Origin of the sequence: Streptomyces sp. NPDC096013 (assembly GCF_044763565.1) — a bacterium.
GTDB lineage: Bacteria > Actinomycetota > Actinomycetes > Streptomycetales > Streptomycetaceae > Streptomyces.
In genome coordinates this window covers 392,854-409,556 of record NZ_JBIWGK010000001.1, presented here as the reverse complement: position 1 = coordinate 409,556, position 16,703 = coordinate 392,854, and the positions used below count along the sequence as shown (strand labels likewise).

The 16,703-nt window shown below is 71.1% G+C and carries 16 protein-coding genes; 12 read left to right on the top strand and 4 right to left on the bottom strand.

Annotated elements, in window-relative coordinates; genetic code table 11:
* Nucleotides 1–133 precede the first annotated feature (133 nt).
* The gene (locus ACIRB1_RS01845) at nt 134–640 is read left to right on the top strand and encodes a hypothetical protein (protein ID WP_352181287.1); all 507 of its coding nucleotides are present in this window, start codon (nt 134–136) and stop codon (nt 638–640) included.
* 95 nt (nt 641–735) lie between these two features.
* On the opposite strand, the gene ACIRB1_RS01840 is transcribed toward ACIRB1_RS01845, so the two are convergent.
* The 3 genes from ACIRB1_RS01840 to ACIRB1_RS01830 all read right to left on the bottom strand — a co-directional run bounded on the left by ACIRB1_RS01840 (nt 736) and on the right by ACIRB1_RS01830 (nt 2,417).
* Nucleotides 736–1,284: a hypothetical protein gene (locus ACIRB1_RS01840; protein ID WP_403464214.1), complete on the bottom strand. Its 549-nt coding sequence runs from the start codon at nt 1,282–1,284 to the stop codon at nt 736–738.
* A gap of 223 nt (nt 1,285–1,507) precedes the next feature.
* Nucleotides 1,508–2,272, bottom strand: a complete 765-nt coding sequence (locus ACIRB1_RS01835; protein ID WP_403464212.1) for a DUF4239 domain-containing protein — start codon at nt 2,270–2,272, stop codon at nt 1,508–1,510.
* A gap of 16 nt (nt 2,273–2,288) precedes the next feature.
* Nucleotides 2,289–2,417 (bottom strand): hypothetical protein, encoded by a 129-nt coding sequence (locus ACIRB1_RS01830; RefSeq protein WP_403464210.1) that lies wholly within the window; start codon nt 2,415–2,417, stop codon nt 2,289–2,291.
* Nucleotides 2,418–3,177: 760 nt separating this feature from the next.
* On the opposite strand from ACIRB1_RS01830, the gene ACIRB1_RS01825 reads away from it, so the two are divergent.
* The 5 genes from ACIRB1_RS01825 (at nt 3,178) to ACIRB1_RS01805 (ending at nt 8,843) form a co-directional block, all read left to right on the top strand.
* Nucleotides 3,178–4,137 carry an SCO0930 family lipoprotein gene (locus ACIRB1_RS01825; RefSeq protein WP_403464209.1) on the top strand — a complete coding sequence of 320 codons (960 nt, stop codon included), beginning with the start codon at nt 3,178–3,180 and terminating at the stop codon, nt 4,135–4,137.
* 450 nt (nt 4,138–4,587) lie between these two features.
* On the top strand, nt 4,588–5,400 hold the full coding sequence (locus ACIRB1_RS01820) for an SAM-dependent methyltransferase (protein ID WP_403464208.1): 813 nt from the start codon (nt 4,588–4,590) through the stop codon (nt 5,398–5,400).
* On the top strand, nt 5,397–7,532 hold the full coding sequence (locus ACIRB1_RS01815) for an EAL domain-containing protein (protein ID WP_352181293.1): 2,136 nt from the start codon (nt 5,397–5,399) through the stop codon (nt 7,530–7,532). The genes ACIRB1_RS01820 and ACIRB1_RS01815 overlap by 4 nt, the downstream gene beginning before the upstream one ends.
* Nucleotides 7,533–7,582: 50 nt before the next feature.
* Entirely contained in the window at nt 7,583–7,978 is a 396-nt protein-coding gene (locus ACIRB1_RS01810) for a DUF4440 domain-containing protein (protein ID WP_403464206.1), read from the top strand.
* Between the two features lie 85 nt (nt 7,979–8,063).
* Nucleotides 8,064–8,843, top strand: a complete 780-nt coding sequence (locus ACIRB1_RS01805; protein WP_403464205.1) for an SDR family NAD(P)-dependent oxidoreductase — start codon at nt 8,064–8,066, stop codon at nt 8,841–8,843.
* 271 nt (nt 8,844–9,114) lie between these two features.
* Here the strand turns inward: ACIRB1_RS01805 and ACIRB1_RS01800 are convergent, their stop codons facing one another.
* Nucleotides 9,115–9,996: a LysR family transcriptional regulator gene (locus ACIRB1_RS01800; RefSeq protein ID WP_403464204.1), complete on the bottom strand. Its 882-nt coding sequence runs from the start codon at nt 9,994–9,996 to the stop codon at nt 9,115–9,117.
* Between the two features lie 119 nt (nt 9,997–10,115).
* On the opposite strand from ACIRB1_RS01800, the gene ACIRB1_RS01795 reads away from it, so the two are divergent.
* The 6 genes from ACIRB1_RS01795 (at nt 10,116) to ACIRB1_RS01770 (ending at nt 16,654) form a co-directional block, all read left to right on the top strand.
* Nucleotides 10,116–10,787, top strand: a complete 672-nt coding sequence (locus tag ACIRB1_RS01795) for a succinate dehydrogenase (RefSeq protein WP_403464878.1) — start codon at nt 10,116–10,118, stop codon at nt 10,785–10,787.
* 1 nt (nt 10,788) lies between these two features.
* Complete coding sequence (locus tag ACIRB1_RS01790; protein ID WP_403464203.1) at nt 10,789–12,741, top strand: fumarate reductase/succinate dehydrogenase flavoprotein subunit; 1,953 nt, start codon at nt 10,789–10,791, stop codon at nt 12,739–12,741.
* A complete protein-coding gene (locus tag ACIRB1_RS01785; protein WP_352181298.1) occupies nt 12,738–13,487 on the top strand; it encodes a succinate dehydrogenase/fumarate reductase iron-sulfur subunit in 750 nt (249 codons plus the stop codon). Before ACIRB1_RS01790 ends, ACIRB1_RS01785 begins: the two co-directional genes overlap by 4 nt.
* Before the next feature lie 214 nt (nt 13,488–13,701).
* Nucleotides 13,702–14,475 carry a GNAT family N-acyltransferase gene (locus tag ACIRB1_RS01780; RefSeq protein WP_352181299.1) on the top strand — a complete coding sequence of 258 codons (774 nt, stop codon included), beginning with the start codon at nt 13,702–13,704 and terminating at the stop codon, nt 14,473–14,475.
* Nucleotides 14,475–15,407, top strand: coding sequence for a lysophospholipid acyltransferase family protein (locus ACIRB1_RS01775; protein ID WP_403464201.1), 933 nt, complete (start codon nt 14,475–14,477; stop codon nt 15,405–15,407). Before ACIRB1_RS01780 ends, ACIRB1_RS01775 begins: the two co-directional genes overlap by 1 nt.
* A 116-nt stretch (nt 15,408–15,523) precedes the next feature.
* Nucleotides 15,524–16,654 (top strand): alanine--tRNA ligase-related protein, encoded by a 1,131-nt coding sequence (locus ACIRB1_RS01770; protein WP_403464200.1) that lies wholly within the window; start codon nt 15,524–15,526, stop codon nt 16,652–16,654.
* The last annotated feature ends 49 nt before the right edge of the window (nt 16,655–16,703 follow it).

Genomic DNA, 16,703 nt, shown 5'->3' with positions numbered 1-16,703 from the left:
GGTGTGTCCTCTCACCAGGACGGACCATTCTCGAAATGCGGGCGCGTGCACGGCATCTGAGGGTCTGTCTGGGAGGCGTTTTCTCGCCGATCGACCGGGGACGGGTCCCGGGGCGCCTTCCGCGGAGGATGACATGCGTACAACTCGTGCCCTGGCTGCCGCCGGTGCCGCGGTGGCCGTCCTGGGGCTCGCCGCCCCGGTGGCCGTCGCGGACGGCATGGGCGCCAGCCCCAGCAACATCGTCGCCCTGCCCAGCGTGATCGCCCGCGGCGGACAGCTCACCGTCACGGTCGACGGCTGCTTCAGCGGCGGCAACGCCATGGCCACCTCACCGGGGTTCGAACGCCCCGCCAACCTGTCCCTGCTCGGCGGCTCCGGTACGACGTCCAGCGGCACGGCCCGGATCAGCCGGTCGGCCACCCCGGGCTCGTACAGCATCACGGTCCGCTGCTCCAACGGCTCCTCGCTCACCCGTGACGACGCCTACACCGTCATCGGCGGTGTCCGCGGCGGACTCGGCGGCAGCAGCAGCGCCGGGGCGACGCCGACCGACATGGCGATCGGCGGCGGCCTGGTCGCCGCTGCCGTCGTGGGCGGCGGGGTCTTCTGGATGCGCCGCCGCACCGAGCGCGGGATCTGACCTCCTCCCCTTCGGAGTTCAGGCGCACATGAACAGGCCTTCGCCCCGGAACCTCGCGGGTTCCGGGGCGAAGGCCTGTGCGGGTGGCGGAGCGGTCAGGCGCCGTCCTCGCCGGTCCGGCGGCGGGAGAAGTGGTACGCCGCTCCCACCGAGCCCGCGATGAGAGCCGCGCCGATGCCGAGCTCCTTGAGGTCGAAGCCGGCGATGCTGCCGCCCTCACCCGCGTGGACCCCGCGCGGAATCTGCTGGGCCGGCTGAAGCGGCTGGATGTTGTTGTTGGTGCGGCCCGACGCGATGGTCAGACCCGTGGAGCCGCTCGCGCCGTCACACGTGAACGTCACCTGGTACACCGCGCCCGGCCTGGCGTCCCAGTCGACCATCGCCGTCGCCGAGGACTGCCCCGGTGGGATCCGCACGGTGTCGAAGACCCCGGAGGAGACCGTCGCGGAGCCCCTGCAACCGCCCCGGTCGCGGTCGAGTTGCAGGGTCACCTGGCCGCCGGCCGCGATCGTCGAGGGCAGGACGGTGAAGCCGAACGGCGTGATGTTGTGGTTGCCGTCGCCCTTCGCGGCGGCGACCGGCGCCGAGAGGGCGAGGGCGCTGATGCCCAGCAGTGCGGCCGAGGCGACGCGTATCGCGCGCATGGTGATTCCTCCGGGTCCCCGAGGAGCAGCAGCGGACCTTTTCCGCTAGCGCCGTAAATGCACCTCGATGACCGAAACGCTAGGAACATGTGTGCGCTCCCGCGATCTCAGTCGCGCGAATGGGGCAACCGTGTGGGCCGCACAGGGGACACCGTGCGTGCGACCGGGGGACGTCCCCGGCGTGGCGGACGTCCCCCGGCGGGTGGCTCCGGATGAGGGGCCGTCAGTCCTTGATGTGCGGGAAGAGGTTCAGGAACGGCTGCGCCGAGGCCGTGATGCCCCGGCTGTACGGCGCGTCGAAGTCCCAGATCAGGAAGAGCAGGAAGGCGATCAGCGCCGAGAACAGCCCGGCGAGGATCAGCTCCCGTGTCGTACGCCTGATCTGTAGCGCGAAGACCATGCCGATGGTGATCACCGCTCCGGCGAGCAGCCCGAACCACACCACCGAGGGCATGGTCGCCCCGGTGGAGTCCTGACGGGCGTTGCGCGCCTGGTCCAGGGCGCCGACCTGGTCGACGAGCGGCTGGTAGGCCTGTGCCTGGAAGTCCGTCTTCGGCTGGTAGTCCGTGACGTCCGCGCGGATGCGCTCCAGGAGGTCGGTGCCCCGCTGGGTGAGCTTCTCGTGGTCCGCCATCGTCTTCCACTCGACGTTGACGACCTGTGAGACGTAGGCGTCGACGTCGGCCCGGACCCGGTCGCGTTGGTCGGCGGGATACGCCCGCACCCGCTCCGAGATCTCGTGCAGCGCCTGTGCCTCCGCCTGCACATGGTCCTGGGCGGCGCTGCGGGCCTCCCAGACACCGGCGATCGCGAGGCCCAGGACGATGGCGTACACCACGCCGATCCACATCGTCATGTACTCGATGACGTCCGGGGTCTCGCTGGGGTCCTCGTCCTCGGACGCCGTGCGTTCGCGCACGAAGGTGACGATGACGACGACCACACAGGCCGCCGCCATCGCGAGGACGAGAACAAGCCATTCCGACAAGAGGTTCCTCCGGGGATCAGCGCGGACGCAGCGCGACGATGGCGATCACCGCGGGCACGGTGATGAGCAGGACGTAGACGACCGGCGAGGTCCGGCCGGGTGTCGGCCGTTGGCGCGGCTGGGCGTGGTACTTCGGATAACTCACCGGGGACGCCGAGGGATGCGGGCTGGGCCTGGGCGAAGGCTTCGGAGTCGGGGTGGGTGTGGGTGTGGGCGTGGGGGTCGGAGCCGGGGCCGGCCGGACCCGCGGGGCCGGCGGTGCCGGGCGAGGCGCCGGGGCGGGCGGCGGCACGGGTTTCGGCGTGGGCCGGGGCTTCGGGGTCGGTTTCGGCGTCGGGGTGGGTTTCGGCGGGGGCGGTGGACTCGGCTTGGGCGGGGGTGGTGGCGGTGGCGGCGGGGTGGGTGTCGGCGAGGGGCAGGGCGGCGGGGTCGGTTTCCGGCAGCCCGGGGGGATCGGCCAGGAGTCGCCGCCCGCGACCGCCACCGCCTCCGTGCCGTCCGGCCCCGTCGAGGCGTACGCGCACGCGTCGGCCGCTGCCAGGCCCGCCGGAGCTCCCGTCAGCAGCCACGTCAGCGTCACCAGGGTCAACACCCTTGCGGCGAGGGCGGTTCGGGTCGGTTCGGGTCCATGCACGACGGAGATCATGAGGCCTCGCGGGCCGGGGCGCGCCGGTGCGCGCGGGGAATGCCCCGAAGGAGTGGATGCCATGGTGCGACGGTTTGACGAACCGATCGTCGGCCGCCGCCGGATGCGCACGCGCATACGAGCCGGCGTGCGTGCGTCACAGGTGTCGGAAAGAAATTTGTGCGCCGGTTGAACACTTCCGTGGTCCCCACCCGTACCTAGGACCGTGCGGCGGCACAGACGGGCGCTGCAACATCCAGGTGATTATGGGGAGTTGACGATGAAGACCTCCTGGCGGAGCGCCTCACTCGCGGCGACGGCCGTGTCCGTCATGGCGTTGACGGCGGCGTGCGGTTCGGGGAATGTGGCCACTCCTTCCTCCGCGGCCCAGAATGTCGGTGCCACGGCGGCGGCCGGGGGTTACGGCAGCGTCGGTGCCACGGCGAGCCCCAGCACCGGTGCCGGCAACGGCTACGGCGCCGACGGCCAGCAGGCCGCCGCCGCGGAGCCCGCGGGCCAGCTGAACGTTGCCAACAACCCCGATCTCGGCAAGGTGTTGAGCGACGGCGCGGGCCTCACCCTCTACCGTTTCGACGCCGACACGGCCAATCCCCCCAAGTCCAACTGCGACGGCGACTGCGCCACCGCCTGGCCGCCGGTCCCCGCCGGCGACGCCACCGCCGGTGCCGGCATCGACAAGTCCCTCCTCGGCGAGGTGACCCGCACCGACGGCACCAAGCAGCTGACCATCGGCGGCTGGCCCGCCTACCGCTACGCCAAGGACGTCAACGCCGGTGACGTCAACGGCCAGGGCGTGGGCGGCAAGTGGTACGCGCTCGCCCCCGACGGCAAGAAGGCGACCCTCTCCTCGCTGCCCGGCCTCTCCGTCCGCAAGGACGCCAAGCTCGGTGACATCGTCGTCGACAAGAACGGCCACACGGTCTACCGCTTCCTCAAGGACAAGGCATGGCCGAAGTCGGTCTCCAACTGCCTCGGCGCCTGCGCGGACAAGTGGCCGGCCGTCGGCATCGTCTCGGCGAACGACACCAAGGGTGTGCAGAAGAAGGGCCTCATGGGCTTCACCCGCCCCGACGGCGTCAAGCAGATGACCGTCAACTGCTGGCCCATCTACACCTTCTCCGGTGACACGGCCGCCGGACAGACCAACGGTCAGGGCGTGGGCGGCACTTGGTACGCCGTCTCCCCTGAAGGCAAGCCGGTCGGCGCGCCCGCGGAGTAGCGAGAACCTCCCCAGGGTTCGATCGCCCCGCCCACTCGGCAACCGAGACGCGGAAGGGAGGGACGCGGGCAAGCGAAGAGAGTGCCGAACAACACAGCAAGCGCGTACGACCCCGGGTCCGCCCCCTCCGCACCGCACGGAGGGGGCGGACCGCTTTGGCTCAGGGCCTGTCCGACGGCTCCTGTCGCAGACGCGGGGCGTGGCACGCACATCTGCCGCGTTGATGAGGCGCCCCAGGTCTCCTGCGATCCGATCCGCCGGACAGGCCCTATTCCCAACGCCAATTCCGGCATTCTCCGCGCTTCTCCGCGTGTCCCCGCACATCAATTCGGCACGTGCCAGGGGCAATCATCGGGAACGGATGGTCAATTTCCGTTTCCGCTCGACCCTTTGGCGGGCGATCAGTAGCCTCAGCTCGAACACCGGATCGCCTACGCCTTGGAGAGATACATGGAGCGTCCCGCCTGGGCACCACGGAGCATCGACATCTCGGTGCCGAGCGTTTCGCGTATCTACGACTACTACCTGGGCGGTTCGCACAACTTCGAGGTCGACCGGGAGGCGGCCCGCAAGGCCATGGAGTTCCTCCCGGGACTTCCCAAGATCATGCAGGCGAACCGGGCGTTCATGCGCCGCGCGGTCCGATTCGCGGCCGCCGAGGGCATCACCCAGTTCCTCGACATCGGCTCCGGAATTCCCACCTTCGGAAACGTCCACGAGGTCGCCCAGAAGGCCAGCCCCGGCGCCCATGTGATGTACGTCGACCACGACCCGGTGGCGGTCGCGCACAGCCAGGCCGTCCTCTCGGACAACGCGACGGCCGACGTCGTCGCCGCCGATCTCCGCAAGCCGCAGGAGATCCTGGCGAGCCCCGAGGTGCGGGCGCTGATCGACCTGAATCGGCCAGTGGCCCTCCTTCTCGTTGCCATACTGCACTTCGTGGAAGACGCGGACGACCCGTACGGAGCGGTGGCCCAGCTGCGCGAGGCGCTCGCGCCCGGCAGCCTGCTCATCCTGACCCATGCCTCGTACGAGGGAATCCCGTTGCCACCCGAGCGGGCGGAGGGCGCGGTGGACGTGTACAAGGACATTCGCAATCCGCTGATCATGCGCTCGCGCGACGAGATCGCGCGGTTCTTCGAGGGGTACGACATGGTGGAACCCGGACTGGTGCCGATGCCGGACTGGCGGCCGGACACCGCACCGGAGGACGAAGATCCGTATTCCTTCTCGGGATTCGCCGGCGTAGGACGCACGGCGTGATCGCGGAGCCGGACGGGCCGGAGGGCAGACTGCGCAGGTTCGCGACCATCTGGAGCCGGGCGGTGTTCCCGGCGACCTCGACCTCGCTGACCCGGCCCGAGTTCGAGGAGCTGCTCCTGCCGCTGGCGCGGCGGTTGAGCGAGGCGCTGCGGGCCAGGACCTTCGAGGCCGAGGAGGGCAAGGCCGTCGGCGCCGCCCTCGTCGCCGCCCACTGCACCGACCCCGACGCCCTCACCCGCACCCTGGAGTGCGTGGACGCCTACCTGGTCCTCTACTGCGGCGGCGACGGCTCCCCGGAGGACCTGCGGATCCGCTCGGCCCGCCTCCAGCACGCGATGGCCGCCGGGTTCGCCCAGGAACTCCGCGAACGCACACTGGCCGAGCAGGAGGCCATCTCCGTGGCCGCCCTCCAGGCCCAGGGCGTCGTCGCACAGGCCCTGCACGCGACCGAGGCCCGCTTCCGCGCGGTCTTCGAGGGCGCGGCCATAGGAATCGGCATGGCCGACCTCGAAGGCAACATCCTCCAGGTCAACGGCGCGCTGCTGCGCATGTTCGGCATCTCCGACCAGACCATGGGCGGCCGCAACGTCCGCGAGTGGACCCACCCGGACGACGCGCCCCAGACCTGGACGCTCTACGACGAGCTCGTCCGCGGCGAGCGCGAGCACTACCACGTGGAGAAGGCGTTCTACCGGCCCGACGGAACGGTCCTGTGGACCAACCTCACGGTCTCCCTGCTGCGCGACGCCGACGGCAACCCGCAGTACCAGCTCGCCCTCATGGAGGACACCACCGAGCGGCGGCTGCTGAACCTGCGGCTGCGCTACGAGGCGACCCACGACGCGCTCACCGGCCTCCCGAACCGCACCCTGTTCTTCGAGCGCCTGGAGAAGGCGCTCGGCGCGGGCAACAACCAGCGGTTCGGCCTGTGCTACCTCGACCTCGACGGCTTCAAGACCATCAACGACAGCCTCGGCCACGCGGCCGGCGACCGGCTCCTGGTCGAGGTCGCCGACCGGCTCCAGTCCTGCGCGACGGCACCCGGCGAGATGGTCGCCCGGCTCGGCGGCGACGAGTTCGTCGCGCTGACCACGGGACCCGACACCGAGCGCGAGGTCGACGAACTCGCGGGCCGCATCATGAACGCGCTGATCACCCCAGTCAGCATCGACGGCCGTGACCTCACCGTGCGCGGCTCCATCGGCATCGTCGAGGGCCCCGCCGGCGAGCGCGGCCCGGCGGAGGTGCTGCGCAGCGCCGACATCACGATGTACCGGGCCAAGTCCGCGGGCGGCAACCGCTTCGAACTCGCGGACCCGGAGGCCGACGCCCGAGCGATCACCCGCCACGGCCTGACCACCGCACTGCCCGCGGCCCTCGACCGCAACGAGTTCTTCATCGAGTACCAGCCGCTGGTCCACCTCGGCGACGGCAGCGTGCGCGGCGCCGAGGCCCTCGTCCGCTGGCTGCACCCGCAGCACGGCGTCCTGGGCCCCGACCGCTTCATCCCGCTCGCCGAACACACCGGCCTGATCGTCCCGTTGGGCCGCTGGGTCCTCGAACAGTCCGTCCGCCAGGCCCGCGCCTGGCGTGAGGCCTACGGCGACGGCGTCCCCCTGCGCATCAACGTCAACCTCTCGCCCTGCCAGCTCACCCACCCCGGCCTGGTCCAGGACACCGTCGACATCCTGGAGCGCACCGGCGTCGCCCCGGACGCGCTCTGCCTGGAGGTCACGGAGTCCGCGCTGATCGGCGCCGACGACGACCTGCTGAAGCCGCTGCGGCGGCTCGCCGAGATGGGCGTCGACATCGCCCTGGACGACTTCGGCACCGGCTACTCGAACCTCGCCAACCTCCGCCGGCTGCCGGTGAGCATCCTCAAGCTGGACCGCTCCTTCACCCAGAGCATGCAGCAGTTCCCGGCCGACCCCGTCGACCTCAAGATCGTCGAGGGGATCGTCTCCCTCGCCCACAGCCTGGACCTCGCGGTGACGGTCGAGGGCGTCGAGACCGGCGCGCAGGCCGAGCAGCTCCGCATACTGGGCTGCGACACGGCCCAGGGCTGGTACTACGCCCGCCCCGGCCCGCCGGAGCGGCTGCACGACCTGGCGCTGGTGGACGCGACCGGATGAGGCCGTAAGTCGCTTGCGGGAGGCCCGGGTTCGAGGGTGATCATGTGCGCATGAATGACGAAGCGCACGCGTCGGACGCCGTGAACGAAGCGATCGCGGGCGAACTGGCCCTTCTGGACCCGGCCGTCCGCGCCTCCCGCGGCGAGGCCGTCCGGCTGCTGGACCCCGAGTACGTCGAGATCGGCGCCTCGGGGAGGCACTACACGTACGAGCACATGCTCGCGTGGCTCCCCGAGCACGCGGGCAGCGCGGCGGACGGTCCCCGCTACGCCCCGTCGGGCATCACGGGCATGGTCCTGGCCCCGGGCCTGGTGCAGCTCCGCTACGAGACCGACTTCGCCGGCCGCAGGGCCCGCCGCACCTCCCTGTGGCGCAAGCGCGACGAGGAGACGGGCTGGCGGATGTTCTACCACCAGGGGACGCCGGTGCCGCCGGACATCGAGTAGGACCTGTGCCGGAGGCGCAGGCGGGGGAGGATGCCCCCAAGGCGGCCGCACGGCGTCCCGCGTCTCACCGAAGGAGTTGGGCTCGATGAGTACCGAACTACAGGGCAGGACCGCCGTGGTGACAGGCGCCAGCAAGGGCATCGGGCTGGCCGTCGCCCAGGCGCTGGCCGGGGCGGGGGCGAGCGTCGTCGCCGGGTCCCGTACGACGACCGAGGGGCTGGACGCGCTGGTCAAGGAGGGTTCCGTCACCTGGGTGCCGGTGGACCTCGCGGAACCGGGTGCGGCCGAGCGGCTGATCGAGGCGGCGGACGGCCGCGTGGACATCCTGGTGAACAACGTCGGTACGGCACCGCCGCGCACCGGCGGCTTCCTCTCGGTGACCGACGAGGACTGGGCGCGCACCCTCGACCTGAACCTCCTCACGGCGGTACGCGTCACCCGCGCCGCCCTGCCCCTGATGCTTTCCGCCGGACAGGGCTCCATCGTCACGATCGGCTCGGTCAACGCCACCCTGCCCGACCCGCTGGTCATCGACTACAGCGCGGGCAAGGCCGCCCTGGTCGCGTTCTCCAAGGCCCTGTCCAAGGAGGTCGGCCCGAAGGGCATCCGCGTCAACACGGTCAGCCCCGGCCCGGTCGAGACGGACCTGTGGCTGGGCGGCACCGGCGTCGCCGCGACGGTCTCGGCCGCCGCCGGCCTCACCCCGGAGCAGATCGTGGCCCAGGCCTCGGCCACCACGGTCACCGGCCGCTTCTCCCGACCCGCCGAGATCGCCGACGTGGTCCTGTTCCTCGCCGGCGCCCGAGCGGCCAACCTGACCGGCACGGACGTGGTGATCGACGGCGGGTTGATCCCGACCTGGTGACGCGGCGAGCACCCGGCTGACCTGAGGGTCCGGGGCGCGGCGCCGACGCCCCCGGCCCTCGCGGTCAGCCGCCCCGCCGTCGCACACGTTCCGGGTGTGGGCGACGGCAGCGGCACTCGCTGCGGGACACCCGCCGCGGCCGAGGTGAACACCCCCGCGTCCCGCTTCCCGGGTCACGGCAATTCACGGCTGCGCCCCGCTCACGGCCGCCCCGGCCCTCCGGGACGCGCTCGCCGACCACCCCACCCGCGCCCCCCAACGCCCGCCCCCCTCACCGCTCCAACAACATCCGCTGCAACTCCCGCGCAGCCCTCGGCGGAGCCACATCGCTGCGATGCGCGAGGGCGATGGTCCGATGCAGCCCGGGCCGCGCCAGCGGCGTCACCCGCAGGCCGCGCCCGGACTTCGTCGCGACCATGCGGGGGACGACGGCCACCCCGAGGCCCGCGCGGACGAAGCCGAGGACCGCGTCCATCTCGCCGCCCTCGACCGCGAAGTCCGGTTCGAAGCCCTCGGCGCGGCAGGCGGCGACGGTGAGTTCGCGGAGGTCGTAGCCGTGGCGGAACATCACGAGGCGTTCGCTCTCCAGGTCGGCGATGCGTACCGTCCGGCCGCGGCCGGGGGCCGGTGCCTCGGGGGAGGAGACGACGACCAGGTCCTCGCGCAGCAGTTCCACCGTCGTCAACGCCGGTGAGGGGGTGGGCAGCGGCAGGACCACCAGCGCCAGGTCCAGCGCCCCGCGCGCGAGTTCGCGTACCAGGTCGTGGGAGCCGCCCTCCTCGATCAGCAGCCGGATGCCGGGATAGCGGTCGTGGAAGGCGCGCAGGACGTCCGGGAGGAGGCCCGTGCAGAGGCTCGGGGTCGCGCCCAGCCTGATCCGGCCGCTGCGGAGCTGGGCCAGTTCCTGCACCTCGTGCCGGGCCGTGTCCGCGTCGGCCAGGATGCGCCGGGCCAGCGGCAGCAGCGCCTCGCCGGCGTCGGTGAGCGTGATGTTGCCCCGGGCCCGCAGGAACAGATCCGCGCCCAGCTCCCGCTCCAGCGCCTTGATCTGCTGGGACAGCGACGGCTGGGCGACATGGACGAGATCGGCGGCCCGGGTGAAGTGCCGGGTCTCGGCGACCGCCACGAAGTACTGGAGCTGCGTGAACTGCATCCACCCACGATAGCCCCAGGCTATGGAAACCAGGCAGACCATGTCTTGGACCGATCGGCCCCGGGCGCCTAACGTCCGTAGACATGGCTCTGGCAACGCGGACGGACCGACGGCCGTCGATGGCGCGCACGGTGTGGGACAGCTCCGTCGGCAAGAAGACAGTGATGGCGGTCAGCGGCCTGATCATGCTGCTGTACCTGGTCGTCCACATGATCGGCAACCTGAAGATCTTCTTCGGCGCGGGCGAGTTCAACCACTACGCCCACTGGCTGCGCACCGTCGGCGAACCCTTCATGCACTACGAGTGGACCCTCTGGCTGATCCGCGTCGCGCTGGTCGTCGCCGTGGTCGCCCACGTCGTCTCCGCGTACCAGCTCAGCCGCCGCGACATCAAGGCGCGCCCCAGCAAGTACGTGCACAGGAAACCCCGGGCGACCTACGCCACCCGCACCATGCGCTGGGGCGGCATCATCCTGGCGCTGTTCATCGTCTGGCACATCCTCGACCTGACCACCGGCACCGTGCACTCCGGCGGCTTCCAGCAGGGCCACCCGTACCAGAACGTCGTGGACACCTTCTCCACCTGGTACGGCGACACCATCTACATCGTCGCGATGCTCGCCCTCGGCCTGCACATCCGGCACGGCTTCTGGAGCGCCGCCCAGACCCTCGGCGCGGGCAGCCGCAGCCGCGACCGCGCCCTGAAGACGATCGCCAATGTCCTCGCGCTGCTGCTCACGGCCGGCTTCATCGCCGTACCCGTGGGCGTCATGACCGGAGTGGTGAGCTGAAATGACCCTTGAATACGCGGACTTCACGACGGGGGAACCCGTCACCGACACCAAGGCCCCCACAGGACCCGTTAACGAGCGCTGGGACACCCGCCGTTTCGAGGCCAGACTCGTCAACCCCGCCAACCGGCGCAAACACACGGTGATCGTCGTCGGCACCGGCCTCGCCGGCGGCTCCGCGGGCGCCACGCTGGCCGAACAGGGCTACCACGTCGTCCAGTTCTGCTACCAGGACTCCCCGCGCCGCGCCCACTCGATCGCCGCCCAGGGCGGCATCAACGCGGCGAAGAACTACCGCAACGACGGCGACTCCGTCCACCGCCTCTTCTACGACACCGTCAAGGGCGGCGACTTCAGGGCCCGCGAGTCCAACGTCCACCGCCTCGCGCAGATCTCGGTCGAGATCATCGACCAGTGCGTCGCGCAGGGCGTGCCCTTCGCCCGCGAGTACGGCGGCCTCCTCGACACCCGCTCCTTCGGCGGCGTCCAGGTCTCCCGCACCTTCTACGCCCGCGGCCAGACAGGGCAGCAGCTCCTCCTCGGCGCCTACCAGGCCCTGTCCCGGCAGATCGCCGCCGGGAACATCGAGATGCACCCGCGCACCGAGATGCTCGACCTGATCGTCATCGACGGGAAGGCCCGGGGGATCGTCGCCCGCGACCTGATCACGGGCCGCGTCGACACCTACTTCGCGGACGCCGTCGTCCTCGCCAGCGGCGGCTACGGCAACGTCTTCTACCTGTCGACGAACGCCATGAACTCCAACGCCACCGCGGTCTGGCGCGCCCACCGGCGCGGCGCGCTCTTCGCCAACCCGTGCTTCACCCAGATCCACCCCACCTGCATCCCGCGCACCGGCGACCACCAGTCCAAACTCACCCTGATGAGCGAGTCGTTGCGCAACGACGGCCGTATCTGGGTGCCGAAGGCGAAGGGCGACCGGCGCCCGCCGAACGAGATCCCCGAGGCCGAGCGCGACTACTACCTGGAGCGCATCTACCCGTCCTTCGGCAACCTCGTGCCCCGCGACATCGCCTCCCGCGCCGCGAAGAACGTGTGCGACGAGGGGCGCGGCGTCGGCCCCGGCGGACAGGGCGTCTACCTCGACTTCGCCGACGCCATCGGGCGGCTGGGCCGCAAGGCCGTCGAGGAGAAGTACGGCAACCTCTTCGACATGTACGCCCGGATCACCGCCGAGGACCCGTACACGGTCCCCATGCGGATCTACCCGGCCGTGCACTACACGATGGGCGGCCTCTGGGTCGACTACGACCTCCAGACCACGGTCCCGGGCCTGTTCGCGATCGGCGAGGCCAACTTCTCCGACCACGGCGCCAACCGCCTCGGCGCCTCCGCCCTGATGCAGGGTCTCGCCGACGGCTACTTCGTCCTCCCGGCGACCATCAACGACTACCTCGCGCGAAACCCCGGACACGAGGACATCGGCGTCCAGCACCCCGTCGTACAACAGGTGTTGGCGGAGACCGAGGACCGGCTCAACCTGCTCCTCGCGGTGGACGGCGACCGCACCCCCGACTCCTTCCACCGCGAACTCGGCGAACTCATGTGGGAGTTCTGCGGCATGGCCCGCACCGACAGCGGACTGCGCAAGGCCCTGGAACGCATCCCGCAGATCCGCGAGGAGTTCTGGCGGCGGATCAAGGTCCCGGGCACCGGCGAGGAGTTCAACCAGTCGCTGGAGAAGGCGAACCGCATCGTCGACTACCTCGAACTCGCCGAGCTGATGTGCCTCGACGCACTCAACCGCGCCGAGTCCTGCGGCGGCCACTTCCGCGAGGAGTCCCAGACCCCGGACGGCGAAGCGGAGCGCAGGGACGAGGAGTTCAGCTACGCGGCCGCCTGGGAGTTCACCGGTACGGGCTCAGCTCCCGTACTGCACAAGGAAGACCTGGTCTTCGAGTACGTCCACCCCACTCAGCGGAGCTACGCATGAAGCTCACCCTGCGCGTCTGGCGGCAGAAGAACGCCGACGCCGAAGGCGCCATGTCCACCTACCAGGTGGACGGAATCTCCACGGACATGTCGTTCCTGGAGATGCTCGACACCCTCAACGAGGAACTCATCCTCAAGGGCGAGGACCCGGTCGCCTTCGACCACGACTGCCGCGAGGGCATCTGCGGTGCCTGCTCACTCGTCATCAACGGCGACGCCCACGGCCCGGAGCGCACCACCACCTGCCAGCTCCACATGCGGTCCTTCGAGGACGGCGACACGATCGACATCGAACCGTGGCGCGCCTCCGCCTTCCCGGTCGTCAAGGACCTCGTGGTGGACCGCTCGGCCTTCGACCGGATCATCCAGGCCGGCGGCTACATCACCGCCCCCACCGGCGCCGCGCCCGAGGCCCACGCGACCCCGGTTCCGAAACCGGATGCCGACTTCGCCTTCGAGCATGCCGAGTGCATCGGCTGCGGGGCGTGTGTGGCGGCCTGCCCGAACGGTGCGGCGATGCTGTTCACCTCCGCCAAGATCAACCACCTCAACGTCCTCCCGCAGGGCGCCCCCGAGCGCGAGACGCGCGTCCTCGACATGGTCGCGCAGATGGACGAGGAAGGCTTCGGCGGCTGCACGCTGGCCGGCGAATGCGCCACCGCCTGCCCCAAGGGCATCCCGCTGGTGTCCATCACCGGGATGAACAAGGAGTGGCTGCGGGCGACGCGCAAGGTGGCCAAGCGCTAGACGTCCCAGCTCACCGAACGTTCGCCGGCAGGGTGCGGACGGGCGGAGCCGGAGTGGTGCTCAACCCCGGCTCCGCCAAGCACCCCTGGCATTCAACAACCCCACATCGTCTCTCTCTTCGCGGGTCACGCCACGGACAGCCGGCGTCGGCACAACAGGTAAGGCGGCTCCGCTCGCCGCCGAGCCGTCCCCGGCCCGTGACCAGGAGAGAGCCATGACCGGCGTATCCACGCTCGACCGTCCCCCGCAGCCCGCCGCGCCCACCCGCTACACCGTCACGCTCGCCCGTGACGAGGACGAGGTGCGTGCAGCGCAGCGGCTGCGGCACGACGTCTTCGCCGGGGAGATGGGCGCCCACCTGTCCAGCCCCCAGCCCGGCCTGGACGTCGACGCCTTCGACGCCCACTGCGACCACCTCCTCGTCCGCGACACGGTCACCGGGCAGGTGGTCGGCACCTACCGGCTACTGCCGCCCGAGCGCGCCGCCGTCGCCGGACGGCTCTACTCGGAGAGCGAGTTCGACCTCGCCCCCCTCGACTCGATCCGCCCGGGCCTCGTCGAGGTCGGCCGCTCCTGCGTCCACCCCGACCACCGCGACGGCACCGTCATCGGCCTCATCTGGGCCGGCATAGCCCGCTACATGGTCGACCGCGGCCACGACTGGCTCGCCGGCTGCTGCTCCATCCCGCTCGCCGACGGCGGCGCCCTCGCCGCCGGCACCTGGGACCGGGTCAGCGCCAAGCACCTCGCCCCCGAGGAGTTCCGGGTACGCCCGCTGCTGCCCTGGAGCGCCGAAGGCGTCACCCGCCCCGCCGGCCGCGTCGAACTCCCGCCGCTGCTGCGCGGCTACGTCCGCCTCGGCGCCTGGGTCTGCGGCGAGCCCGCCCACGACCCGGACTTCGGGGTCGCCGACCTGTACGTCCTGCTGTCGATGCGCCGGGTCAACCCGCGCTATCTGCGGCACTTCCTCTCGCTCGTCCCGGCGTGATGAGCGTCTGGCTGCCCAGCGCGCCCTGCACCCCCAGGTCGTGCATCGAGTCGAAGGGGTCCGTCACGGCCGTACCGCGCGCCGTGCTGCGCTTCGTGACCGTCCTGGTCGTGGTGGCCGCCGGGGCCGCGCTCACCCCCGTCGGCAAGCGGATTCCCGCCGTGGCGGTGCGCTGGTGGTGCCGGACGATCGTCCGGTCCGCCGGCATCCGGCTCCGCATCACCGGCACCACCACCCCCACCGGCGGACTGCTCCTGGTCGCCAACCACATCTCGTGGCTCGACATCCCGCTGCTGGCCGCCGTACGCCCCGCCCGCATGCTGGCCAAGGCGGAGATCCGGCACTGGCCCGTCGCCGGGACCCTGACCGCGGGCAGCGGCGCCCTGTTCATCGACCGCGACCGGCTGCGCGCCCTCCCGGAGACGGTCGCCTCCATCGCGGGCGCCCTGCGCGCCGGGGGAGCGGTCGCCGTCTTCCCCGAGGGCAGCACCTGGTGCGGCCGGGCCCAGGGGCACTTCCGGCGGGCCGTCTTCCAGGCCGCGCTGGACGCCGGAGTCCCCGTCCAGCCGGTCGGCCTGCACTACCTGACCGACGGCACCGCCAGCACCGCCCCCGCCTTCGTCGGCAGCGACTCCCTGCTCACCTCGGTGTGGCGGGTGGTGTCGACGCGCGGGCTCGTCGCCGAGGTGGAGGTGGGGCCGACCATATTGCCCGGCAGCCACCCCGACCGCCGCTCCCTCGCCCAGGCGGCGCAGGCCGTGGTGCCGGGCCGGTCCCCGCACCGGGACCACTGCACGTCGGTGGCGCAGACCCCGGTGAAAATCCGCAGGACGGGCCGCAGGCGTCCTGTTAGCGTTGCGTCCATGAGGACCATCAGGCACACCGGCACCGCGACCGCGCGAGCGACCAACTCGCCGGCTGCCGACGCCTGACCTCACCGACCTCTCCCGGCGGCCGGAAACGGACCGCCGGGTGTGTCGTTTCCAGTCCCCTCGTACGCTCCCCGCGGTCCCTTCCGGTCCCCACCCGACCCGAAGGACTCACCGCCATGAACACCGACGACATCGTCCGTACGTTCCTCGACTTCTACCGCGAACGCGGGCACGAGCCGATCACCGGGAGCTCGCTCCTGCCGCCGCCGTCGGACCCGGTCCTCTTCACCACGTCCGGCATGCACCCGCTCACGCCGTACCTCAAGGGGCGCCCGCATCCGCAGGGACGGCGGCTGGTCAACGTCCAACGCTGTCTGCGGACGACGGACCTCGACGAGATCGGCGACCTCACCCATCTCACCGTGTTCGACATGCTCGGCTCATGGTCGTTGGGCGACTACAGCCATCCGCAGAGCCTGCGGTGGGGGTACGAACTGCTGCGGGACGGCTTCGGAATCCCGCGCGAGAAGCTCTACGCCACTGTCTTCGGCGGTGACGAACAGGTCGGCCCCGACCTCGAATCGCTGGGCATCTGGCGGGAGTTGGGTGTGCCGGTCGAGTCGACCCGGGACGAGAACTGGTGGTCCAACGGGCCGGTGGGGCCGTGCGGGCCCGACTCGGAGATCTTCTACTGGACCGGGGACGGGCCGCCCGAGGGCAGTCCGACCGGTGATCCGCGGTGGGTGGAGATCTGGAACCACGTGCACATGCGGCTGGAGCGGGGCGAGGACGGTGGGCTGGTTCCGCTGCGGCAGGTCAACGTCGACACGGGGATGGGCTTGGAGCGGCTGGCGTCCGTCCTTCAGGGGTGCCGGTCGGTCTATGACACGGATGTGTTCGAGCCGTGGATGCGGGTCCTGCCGACGCTGTGGGACCTGGACGAGCGGTCCCTGCGGGTCGTCTGTGATCATCTGCGGTCGAGCGCCGTCGTCATCGGGGAAGGGGTGCGGCCGTCCAACACCGGGCGGGGGTATGTGGTGCGCCGGTTGATTCGCCGGATGCTCACCGTTCTGCGGCGGGATGACGACTCCCGTACGGTGGGCGATCTGCCGGGGGAGCTTGTCGGCGGGAGCACGGTGCGGGGGGTTGTGCTGGAGGAGGAGCGGCGGTTCTCCCAGGTGCTCGATCGGGGGCGGCGGGTGTTGTCCCGGCCCGAGTTCCGGGGGGTGTTGGGTGATGAGGCGTATCGCCTCCTTCACGACACCTATGGGTTGCCCCGGGAGTTGGTTGTGGGGCTTTTGAGGTAGACGGTTGGGTGCGGGTGCGTGGGGGCTGGTCGCGCAGTTCCCCGCGCCC